This is a genomic window from Tistrella mobilis (genome assembly GCF_041468085.1).
Classification (GTDB): domain Bacteria; phylum Pseudomonadota; class Alphaproteobacteria; order Tistrellales; family Tistrellaceae; genus Tistrella; species Tistrella mobilis_A.
In genome coordinates this window covers 3,482,743-3,493,078 of record NZ_CP121017.1, presented here as the reverse complement: position 1 = coordinate 3,493,078, position 10,336 = coordinate 3,482,743, and the positions used below count along the sequence as shown (strand labels likewise).

General features: G+C 69.2%; 8 protein-coding genes. 6 read left to right on the top strand and 2 right to left on the bottom strand.

Annotated features, from left to right (window positions below; all coding sequences use genetic code 11):
- Positions 1–124 precede the first annotated feature (124 nt).
- Positions 125–1,675: a TolC family protein gene (locus tag P7L68_RS21350; protein WP_372001484.1), complete on the top strand. Its 1,551-nt coding sequence runs from the start codon at positions 125–127 to the stop codon at positions 1,673–1,675.
- Between the two features lie 267 nt (positions 1,676–1,942).
- Here the strand turns inward: P7L68_RS21350 and P7L68_RS21345 are convergent, their stop codons facing one another.
- Together P7L68_RS21345 and P7L68_RS21340 are read right to left on the bottom strand one after the other, a co-directional pair.
- Entirely contained in the window at positions 1,943–2,914 is a 972-nt protein-coding gene (locus P7L68_RS21345) for an alpha-ketoacid dehydrogenase subunit beta (protein WP_372001482.1), read from the bottom strand.
- Positions 2,911–3,894, bottom strand: a complete 984-nt coding sequence (locus P7L68_RS21340; RefSeq protein ID WP_372006909.1) for a thiamine pyrophosphate-dependent dehydrogenase E1 component subunit alpha — start codon at positions 3,892–3,894, stop codon at positions 2,911–2,913. The genes P7L68_RS21345 and P7L68_RS21340 overlap by 4 nt, the downstream gene beginning before the upstream one ends.
- A gap of 465 nt (positions 3,895–4,359) precedes the next feature.
- Between P7L68_RS21340 and P7L68_RS21335 the strand changes: the two genes are divergently transcribed.
- The 5 genes from P7L68_RS21335 to P7L68_RS21315 all read left to right on the top strand — a co-directional run bounded on the left by P7L68_RS21335 (position 4,360) and on the right by P7L68_RS21315 (position 10,292).
- The gene (locus P7L68_RS21335; RefSeq protein ID WP_372001480.1) at positions 4,360–5,265 is read left to right on the top strand and encodes an IclR family transcriptional regulator; all 906 of its coding nucleotides are present in this window, start codon (positions 4,360–4,362) and stop codon (positions 5,263–5,265) included.
- A 118-nt stretch (positions 5,266–5,383) separates the two neighbouring features.
- Complete coding sequence (locus tag P7L68_RS21330; RefSeq protein ID WP_372001478.1) at positions 5,384–5,926, top strand: MarR family transcriptional regulator; 543 nt, start codon at positions 5,384–5,386, stop codon at positions 5,924–5,926.
- Positions 5,923–7,356: a DHA2 family efflux MFS transporter permease subunit gene (locus P7L68_RS21325; RefSeq protein ID WP_372001476.1), complete on the top strand. Its 1,434-nt coding sequence runs from the start codon at positions 5,923–5,925 to the stop codon at positions 7,354–7,356. Before P7L68_RS21330 ends, P7L68_RS21325 begins: the two co-directional genes overlap by 4 nt.
- A 104-nt stretch (positions 7,357–7,460) precedes the next feature.
- Entirely contained in the window at positions 7,461–8,381 is a 921-nt protein-coding gene (locus tag P7L68_RS21320; RefSeq protein ID WP_372001473.1) for a LysR family transcriptional regulator, read from the top strand.
- A gap of 258 nt (positions 8,382–8,639) precedes the next feature.
- The gene (locus P7L68_RS21315; protein WP_372001471.1) at positions 8,640–10,292 is read left to right on the top strand and encodes an OFA family MFS transporter; all 1,653 of its coding nucleotides are present in this window, start codon (positions 8,640–8,642) and stop codon (positions 10,290–10,292) included.
- The last annotated feature ends 44 nt before the right edge of the window (positions 10,293–10,336 follow it).

Genomic DNA, 10,336 nt, shown 5'->3' with positions numbered 1-10,336 from the left:
CAGGACGACTGTGACGGCGGGCCGTGACCGGCCCGCCGGCCATTTCGGGACGGTATCGACGATCATGACGCGCGGCAGATCGACCGCGGACAGACGGGGTGAGCATATGCGGGGGCAGGCAGCAATGAACGGGATCGGGCGGCACGGCCGCAAGGCGGTGGCGGGCATGCTCGCCGCAGCGCTGCTGGCGGGGTGCACCGCGACGCCAGAGCCGATCGCGCCGGAGATGACCCAGGCGCGGATTTCGGCCGATCTCGCACGGATGTTCTCGAACCAGGAGCCCGTGACCGGCCGGTTGAGCCTGCACGAGGCCATGGCGCGGGCCATCCTCTACAATCTCGACGGCCGGCTCCGTACCATGGAGCAGGCGCTGAGCCAGCGGCAGCTGGATCTGTCGCGCTGGGACATGCTGCCGTCGCTTGCCGCTTCGGCGGGCTTCGTCGGGCGTGACAATGTTTCGGCATCCAGCAGCGAGAACGTTGCGACCGGTACCGAATCGCTGGTGCCGTCGACCTCGACCGAGCGCAACCGCCGGGTCGCCGATCTCAACATGTCGTGGAACATCCTCGATTTCGGCGTCTCTTACGTCACCGCCCAGCAGAATGCCGACCGGTCGCTGATCGCCGCCGAACAGCGTCGCCGGGTGGTCCATACCATCATCCAGGACGTCCGCTCGGCCTATTGGCGGGCGGTGGCGGCAGAGCGGGTGCTCTCGCGCATCGACCCGCTGATGACCCGGATCGAGACGGCGCTCGCCTCGTCCGCCCAGATCGAGCGCCAGCAGTTGAGGGCGCCCACCGAGGCGCTGACCTATCGCCGCGGCCTGCTGGATGCCCTGCGCCAGCTTCAGGCGCAGAAGCGTGAACTGCGCCTGGCGAAGACCGAGCTGGCCGCGCTGATCAATCTGCGCCCGGGTGACGACTTTACCCTGGAGGCGCCCGAAACCCAGGCCAGCCTGCCGCCGGTGACGTCGACCGGCGAACAGCTGGAAGTGCTGGCACTGGCCAACCGGCCCGAGGTGCGGGAGCTGGACTATCAGACCCGCATCTCGCAACAGGAAACCCGCAAGGCGCTGCTGCGGCTGCTGCCGGGCATCGAGCTTGATCTCGGCGCCCATTACGACAGCAATAAGTATCTGGTGAACAACGACTGGGCCGATTACGGCGTGAAGGTCACCTGGAACCTGCTCAACATCCTGCGCATCCCCGGTGCCATGGCGGTTGCCGAGGCGAATGAGGACGTGGTCGACGCCCGGCGCATGGCGATCAGCATGGCGGTGCTGGCCCAGGTGCATGTCGCCCAGACCAATTACGACGAGGCGCGGATCCAGTATCAGACCGCCCGCGAACTGGCCGATCTGGATGCCCGCATCCTGGAGCAGGCCAAGGCGGCGGCCGGCACCAGCCTGGGCGAATTGCAGGTGATCCAGACCGAACTCGCGTCGGTGCAGAGCCAGCTGCGTCGCGATCTGGCCTTCGCCGACGCCAACAATGCCTTCGGCCGCCTGTTCCTGTCGATCGGCGCCGATCCGCTGCCCGAGGCGCTGGAGGCCCCGACGGTCGCGACGCTCACCCAGGCGATCAACCGCACCGAGGCCGCGTGGCGCAACGGCCGTCCGACCTTCGCGCCCGTGCCCGCAGCGGTGGACAAGCCGAAGATCGCCTCGGCCGGGTAACCGGACTTCGCTGAAAAAAGAACCGCCGGCATCCTGGGGGAAAGGATGCCGGCGGTTTTGCGTTCCGGCGCCCGGCCCCGCGCGGAGGGAGGACGCGGGAGGCGGGCGTCTGCCGGAACGCCGCAGGCCGTGGCCGGATCACCGGCGGGTGGATCACCGGTCGGGCAGGGAGGGGCTCGGGGGAGAGCGTCGGGCCTGCCCGGGGGAAGGTACCGGGGATCGATATCCGGCCACCGCCTGAGTGAGGCGATGGAGCGTTGTCGGGGATCAGGCAGCCATGCCGGTGATCGCCCGGGCGATGTTGTCGGGGCCGACCCGGTAGGCGGCTTCAAGCGGCGCCGAATAGCCGACCGGGATGCGTGGGGCACCCAGGCGGACCGGTTTCGCCTCCAGCCGGTCGCCCAGCGCCTCGGTGACGGTGGCGACGATCTCGGCCCCGAAGCCGGCATCGCGCACGGCCTCCTGCGCCACGATCAGCCGACGGGTGCGGGCAACCGACGACAGCACGCAATCGGCATCCCAGGGCCAGAGGCTGCGCAGATCGATCACCTCGGCCTCGACGCCCTCCATTGCCGCCAGGCGGGCCGCTTCCAGCGCCTCGTGCACTGCCGCGGACCAGGCGACGATGGTGACGTCGCGGCCGGGGCGCCGGATCGCCGCCCGGCCGAGTTCCGCCGGAGCGTCGCTTTCGGGCGCCGCCCCCGACAGCGGCCAGAGCGCCTTGTGTTCAAGATGCACCACCGGGTCGTCGCAGCGGATCGCGGCCTTGAGCAGGGCATAGGCATCGGCCGGGGTGGCGGGTGCCGTCACCACCAGGCCCGGAATATGCACCCACCAGCTTTCCAGCGACTGCGAATGCTGGGCGCCCGAAGACCGCCAGACACCGATCGGCTGGCGGACAACCAGCGGCACCCGGCCCTGGCCGCCGAACATGAAGCGGTTCTTGGCCGCCTGATTGACCAGCTCGTCGACCGCGCAGAGGGCGAAATCCGAGAAGCGCATCTCGACCACCGGCCGGCTGCCGACCAGGGCGGCCCCGACCGCGGCGCCCATGATCGTCGCCTCGGAGATGGGGGTGTCGACGACGCGGGTCTCGCCGAAGCGGGCCTGCAGGCCGTCATACTGTTTGAACACGCCACCGCGGCCCAGATCCTCGCCCAATGCCCAGACCCTGGGATCGCGTTCCAGCTCTTCCGCCAGCGCCCGGCGGGCGCCCTCGATATAGGTGAACCCGCTCATGCTGCATGCTCCGCCGGAAGGGGGTGGGCAAGGCCGCGCTCGGCCCCGGGGGCGGGGCGGCCGACATCCTGGACGTCGTCGAAGGCGGCAGCGGTTTCGGGGAAGGGGGCGGCCAGGGCGGCGGCGACCGCCTCGGCGATGCGGCGGGTTTCGGCGATCTCGATGGCCGCGATCTCGTCCTCGTCCAGGCCCAGCGCCTTCAACTCGGCGGCATTGCGGGCGATGGGATCGTCTTCCCACCGTGCCGCCACCTCTTCCGCCGGGCGATAGGGGGCGGGGTCGGTGACGGTATGGCCCTTCAGCCGGTAGGTGCGGGCATGCAGCAGCCGCGGCCCGCCGCCGGCGCGGATATCGGCAATCAGCCGGCCGGCGGTTTCATCCACCGCCTCGACATCATTGCCGTCGATGCTGACCGCCGGCACGCCCAGAGACTCGGCACGGGCGGCGATGCCGGGGCCGGCGCTCATGGTCGCGGTGCGGGTCGTGGCCGACCAGCTGTTGTCCTCGCACACGAACAGGACCGGCAGGCGAAACACCGCCGCCCAGTTGAGCGATTCCAGGAACGGCCCGCGATTGGCCGCGCCGTCGCCGAAATAGCAGACCGCGATCGCATTGCGGCCCAGCAGGCGCAGCCCCTGCGCGGCACCCACGGCGATCGGCAGGCCGGCCCCGACCACGCCATTGGCCCCCAGCATGCCGACATCGAAATCGGCGATGTGCATGGAGCCGCCCTTGCCGCCGCAGGAACCGCCGGCCCGGCCATAGAGTTCCAGCATCATGCCGTGAAGATCGGCGCCCTTGGCGATGCTGTGGCCGTGGCCGCGATGGGTGGAAGCGATCACATCCGCCTTGATCAGATGGGCGGAAACGCCCGCGGCCACGGCTTCCTGGCCGATGGACATGTGCACGGCACCCGCCACATGACCGTTGGCGAGCCCCGCTTCGGCGGCCCGTTCGAAGGCGCGAATGCGCCACATCATAGCGTGATGGTCAACAAGGCGCCGGCGCCTGCCGTTGTCTGCGGCAGGCGGCGCCGATACGGGATCGGTCGTCACCGGTTTTTCCTCCCCGGAAGCGCCCTTGGCCCGCGTCTCGGGCGACGCAGGCCGGGCAGCATGTTCTGCTCGTTATCCAGGCCGCGGGGGGACGCCCCGCGTTTTGAGCGTGTGCCGGTGTTGCTCCCGGCGGGGTCCTTCATGTGGACGTCACTCTTCGGTCCATCATGTGGCCAGTCCATCATGTGGATTGGGCTTTTCGCTCAAGACCAAGCTACAAATCATCTGTTCCGTTGTCAAATTGACGTAACGGAGACATCATTCGACAAGAGGAATGGCAAGACGTCCACATAGTGGACCATCGTGGACGACTTGGCGCACCCTCGCGACCTTCCCCGTGAGCGGCCCGTTCGAAGGCAGCCCGGAGACCACCGGAGGAAACGTGTCACCATGCCCGAGACCCTGACGGGCGCACCCGCCCGTGGTGCCGCCCCCGCCCGCCGTGGACCCGCGGTCCCCGCTGCGGCACCTGCCGCCCCGACCGGAACCCAGTCGGTGGAGCGTGCGATCAGCCTGTTGCGCATCCTGGCCCGGCGCGATGCCGGCGGTGCGCGGCTGGTCGACGTGGTCGCCGACAGCGGCCTGAACAAGCCGACCGTGCGCCGCCTGCTGCTGGTGCTGATGCGCGAGGGCCTGGTCGATCAGGACCCGGGCAGCCGCCGCTATCACCTGGGGGTGGAGACTTTTGCCCTGGGATCCGTTGCCGCCGAACGCTTCGGCATCCGCAAGATCGCGGCGCCGGCGGTTCTGCGCATCGCGGAAGCCTCGGGCGATACCGCCTATCTCTCGGTCCGCTCCGGCTTCGATGCGATCTGCGTGGAGCGGCAGGAAGGCGCCTTCCCGATCCGCACCCTGACCCTGGCGGTCGGCGACCGGCGGCCGCTGGGCGTGGGCGCCGGCAGCCTGGCGCTGCTCGCCTTCCAGCCCGATCTGAACGAGATCCGCTCGATCATCGACGTGAATGCCGGGCGGGTGAATTCCTATGCGCCGCGCTTCGAGCCTCAGCGCCTGCTGGCCCTGGTCGACCAGACCCGCAGCCAGGGCTATGCCTTCAACGACGGCCTGATCGTGGCGGGGATGAGCGCCGTGGCGGTGCCGATCCTGAACCGGCGCGGGGAGCCCGAGGCGGCGTTGAGCATCGCTGCGATCGACAGCCGGATGACGCCCGAGCGCCGCGCCCAGCTGGTTGCGCTGCTGCAGCGCGAGCGGGAACGGATCGAACAGCAGCTGGGCCGCACCCAGTCACCGGGCGCGCGGGATCTGGCGCTTCGGGCGCGAAACCGCATGCGGGCCTGAGGCGGCCCGGATTGCCTTGACGGCTACGCGGACCTGGGCTGCATCAGGAACGTTAGTGGCCTAATGGAATGATTTGCTAGGCTAACGGTCTCATCCGTTCCGTGAGGCCTCGCTGGTCATGCTGCCCGTCATCGATCCGGTCAATTCCACCGTTCCCGTTCCCACCACCGGCCCGGATGCGCCGCCCAGGGCGCGCCTCGGCTGGACGGTGGCGCGTCTGGCGCGCAGCTGGCGGGCGCTGCTCGACCAGCGTCTGGCACCGCACAACCTCACCCAGTCGCGTTGGCGGGTGATGAATGTGGTGGCGACGGAGCCGCGCGCCCTGACCCAGCGGGAACTGGCCGAGCGTCTGGCGATCGAGGCCCCGACCCTTGTGCGGCTGCTCGACCGGCTGGAGGCCGACGGGCTGGTGACACGCTGCGCCGATCCGGACGATCGCCGGCGCAAGGTGATCCGGCTGGGGCCGAACGCCGCCCCGGCCACCCGGACGATCAGCCAGGCGATCACCGAGGTGCGTAACGACCTGCTGGGCGACGTGCCCGAAGAGCGCATCGTCGAGGCGCTGGCCCTGCTCGACATGATCCAGGCCCGTACCGACCGTCTGCTGGCGGGGGCACCGGCGGTTGCCATAACCGATGCCGATCATGGAGGCGACCGGTGACTGCGCCCCGTGACGGATCCGACGACGAGGCCAGACTGCCGGAGCCGGCGGTGACTGCCGGACCTGCGATCACACCGATGGAGCGCCGCCTCGCCATCGCGGCCCTGATGTGCGGCACCATCGCCACCGTGCTCTCGGCCACGCTGATCAATGTGGCGCTCGCCACCTTCATGGCCGATATGGGCGTCGGCCATACGGTCGCCCAGGGCCTCTCCACCGGCTTTCTGGCCGCCAATACCATCGCCATGCCCGTGGCCCCGTGGATGATGGGGCGGCTGGGCTTCCGCAAGCTCTACATCCTGGCGATCGCGGTCTTCGTGGCCGCGGCGCTGCTGGGCGGCTTCGCCCCTGGCGCCCATACCGCCATCGCCGCCCGGGTGATCCAGGGGGCGGCGGCGGGCATGATCCAGCCGCTGGCCATGGTGGTCATCTTCCGCATGTATCCGCCCGACAAGCGCGGCGCGGCCATGGGCCTCTACGGTCTGGGCGTTGTGCTGGCGCCGGCGCTGGCGCCCAGCCTGGGCGGCGCGCTGGTCGAATTCGCCGGCTGGCGATCGGTGTTCTTCGTGGCGATCCCGGTCTGTCTCGTCGGCATGGGGCTGGCGATGAAGGCCCTGCCCGATGCCCGGCCGGCAGGGGCGGGGGGCCGCTTCGACGGGCTGGGTTTCGTTCTGCTCGCCACCGCGCTCATCTCGCTGATCGGGGTGTTGAGCCTGGGCAAGTCGCAGGGCTGGGTGTCGCTGCCGGTTCTGGGGCTGGTGGTGCTGTGCGTGGCGGCGGCCACGGCCTTCCTTGCCTGGGAAAAGCGGGTAACCCGGCCGCTGATGGATCTGAAGATCTATCGCGCGCCAGGCTTCGCCGCGGCGGCGCTCTGCTCCATGACGCTCGGCCTCGGATTGTTCGGCTCCACCTATCTGCTGCCGCTGCTGCTGGAAACCGCGCGGGGGATGAGCCCGGCCGAAGTGGGGCTGGCGATGGCCCCCGGCGGTTTCGCCATGGCGATGATGTTCCCGATCGCCGGGCGGCTGGCCGATCGCATGCCGGCCCGGCCGCAGGTGATGATCGGCCTCGGCTGCTTCGCGCTCCATGCGGTGCTGATCACCTGGGCCGAGTTCTCGGCCGGTTTCTGGGTGATCGCCGGCATCATGGCCTTCGGGCGGATGTCGCTGGCCCTGGTGATGCCGGCCCTCTCGGCCGGCGGACTCCGGCTGCTCGGCGAAAGCCAGGTGGCGCAGGGGGCGGCTGCCCTGAATGTCGGGCGCCAGTTCGGCGGCGCGGTCGGTGTCGCCATCCTGGCGGTGGTTCTGGAAACCGCCGAAGCGGCGCTGCCCGGCCAGACCATGGAGGCTTTCGCAATCACGCTGATGGTGATGGCGGGCTTCGGGCTGACCGCCATGTTCGTGGCCCTGCGTCTGCCTGGTCGTGTATAGGCGGGGGTGGTTCATCTGTCGGGTGTGCGGAAGATGGGCGCATCAACCTTGATGTGATAGCTTTGAATGGCCGACCCGGGCGCCCCCGCCGGAGGCCATCCGCCATGCTCGTCCGTCATCTGTCTTATTTCGTGACCCTCGCCGGCGAGAAGCATTTCGCCCGGGCGGCGGCGCGCTGCAACATCACCCAGCCGACTCTGTCGGCCGCGATCCGCAAGCTGGAGCAGGATCTGGAAGTGCGGCTGGTGGTGCGCGGCCACCGCTTCACCGGGCTGACCGCCGAAGGCGAGAAACTGCTGGTCTGGGCCCGCCAGATCCTGCGCGATTACGACAGCCTGCGCGAGGATCTGGGCGGCGGCAGCGGCTTGACCGGTACCCTCAGGCTGGGGGTCATCCCGGCGGCCATGCCGTCGGTCGCGTTTCTGAGCGCCCGGTTCATGGCCGCCCATCCCGCCGCCCGCATCGCCATCCAGTCGCTCACCTCGCGTGCCATCCAGCGCGGGCTGGATGCCTTCGAACTGGATGGCGGCCTGACCTATCTGGAGAACGAGCCGCCGGACCATGTCCGGCTGCTGCCGCTCTATCGCGAGCGCTATGTCTTCGTGACCGGTCCCGATCACCGCTTCGCCGGCCGCGCCCGGCTCGGCTGGGCCGAGGCGTTCACCCAGACCCTCTGCCTGCTCAGCGAGGACATGCAGAACCGGCGGATCCTGAACAAGGTTGCGGCCGGGCTGGGGGTCACCGTCGACGCACCGGTGGTGAGCAATTCCTTTCTGGGGGTCTGCGCCCATATCCGCCAGGGCGGCTGGTCGAGCATCGTGCCCCATACTTTCCTCCATGTGCTGGGGGCGACCCCCGATCTGGTGTCGATCGATCTGGTCGATCCGGTCCACACCCAGTCCGTGGGGCTGGTGCTGTCTGATCGTGACCCGCCATCGCCCATGGCTGCGGCGCTGCTCGACTGTCTGCGCGGCGCGGATTTCGAGCGGGACTTTGCCCGGGAAAACGTTATGGTTGATAGATAGTACCGATCAAACGTTCAGTTGTTTCGATTTGATCCCGGGCGCGGGATGACCCAGCGTTGTTCGACCGGAGGTGAGAGAGGCCGGAAGGGCCACCACCACCGGTCGGGGCAGCTTTCAGGCAGATCGGCCGGCGTAACGGGACCCGTGCGACGGGCGCGGCGCGCGATACCGCGCCCCCGTCCGGATACCCTCCCTTTGCGCGGTCGCAGTCGTCGGGCGCCCCACAGATCCGCGTCGCTGGGGAGGAACAAGGACGCCATGGTTCAGATCGCCGTCACCGATGGTCCGGGTGCCCGACCCGGGCTGCTCGATCGCGAACGCATCATCGCCCGCCCGGGCTTCAATCGCTGGCTGGTGCCGCCGGCGGCGCTTGCCATCCATCTCTGCATCGGCATGGCCTATGGGTTCAGCGTCTTCTGGCTGCCGCTGTCGCGCGCGATCGGCGTGACCCAGCCGGTTGCCTGCGCCGATCTCACCTTGCTGTCGGCGCTGACCACCACCAGCTGCGACTGGCGGATCAGCGATCTGGTCTGGATCTATACCCTGTTCTTCGTGGTGCTCGGCACCTCGGCCGCGGCCTTCGGTGGCTGGCTGGAACGGGCGGGACCGCGCAAGGCCGGTGTCGTTTCCGCAATCTGCTGGTGCGGCGGCATGGCGGTGTCGGCGCTGGGCGTCGCCAGCCATCAGCTCTGGCTGATGTGGCTGGGCTCGGGCGTGATCGGCGGCGTCGGTCTGGGGCTCGGCTATATTTCGCCGGTCTCGACCCTGATCAAATGGTTCCCCGACCGGCGCGGCATGGCCACCGGCATGGCGATCATGGGGTTCGGCGGCGGCGCGATGATCGGCAGCCCGCTCGCCAACATGATGATGAACCACTTCCGCACGCCCGAATCGGTGGGGGTGTGGGAGACGTTCCTGGCGCTGGGCGCGATCTATCTGGTGTTCATGCTGGCCGGCGCCTTCGGGTACCGCGTGCCGCCGGCCGGCTGGCGGCCCGACGGCTGGACGCCGAAACCGGCGTCGAAGGCCATGATCACCCATGGCCATGTCCATCTGCGCGACGCCCATAAGACGCCGCAATTCTGGCTGATCTGGGCGGTTCTGTGCCTGAACGTCTCGGCCAGCATCGGCATCATCGGCGTGGCCGCACCCATGCTGCAGGAAATCTTCGGCGGCGCGCTGGTCGGTGCGCCGGAGGTCGGTTTCCTGGACTTCGACGAGCAGCAGAAGCTTTCGGCCGCGGCGATCGCCGCCGGTTTCGTGGGGTTGATCTCGCTGTTCAACATCGGCGGCCGCTTCTTCTGGGCCTCGCTGTCGGACCATCTGGGCCGCAAGGCCACCTATGCGGTGTTTTTCGTGCTGGGGGCCGGCCTCTATCTGGCGGCGCCGGTGCTGGCGGGCGGCCATGCGCTGGCGTTGTTCGTGCTTGCCTTCTGCGTCATCGCCTCGATGTATGGCGGCGGCTTCGCGACCATTCCGGCCTATCTGGCCGACATCTTCGGCACCCAGTTCGTCGGCGCCATCCACGGCCGCCTGCTCACCGCCTGGTCGACCGCCGGCATTCTGGGGCCGCTGGTGGTGGCCTATATGCGCGATGCGCAGATCGCCGCCGGCGTACCGCGGCCCCAGATCTACGATACGATCATGATCGTGCTGGCGGTGATGCTGGCTGCAGGCTTCCTGTGCAATCTGGCCATCCGGCCGCTGGCCGAGCGCTGGTTCATCGGCAAGGCGGAACTGGCCGAGATCCAGGCGAAGCTCCGCCCGGTGGATGCGGCGCATGAAGGCTCGTTCGGCATCGGCCGTGGCGGCATCGACACCCGCGCCGCCCTCGCCTGGGCCGCCGTCGGCCTGCCGATCCTCTGGGGGGTGTGGATCACCCTCGACAAGGCGCTGGTGCTGTTCCGGTGACGCATTGCCGGGGGAGATGGTCACAGCCGTCTCCCCCGGCGGTG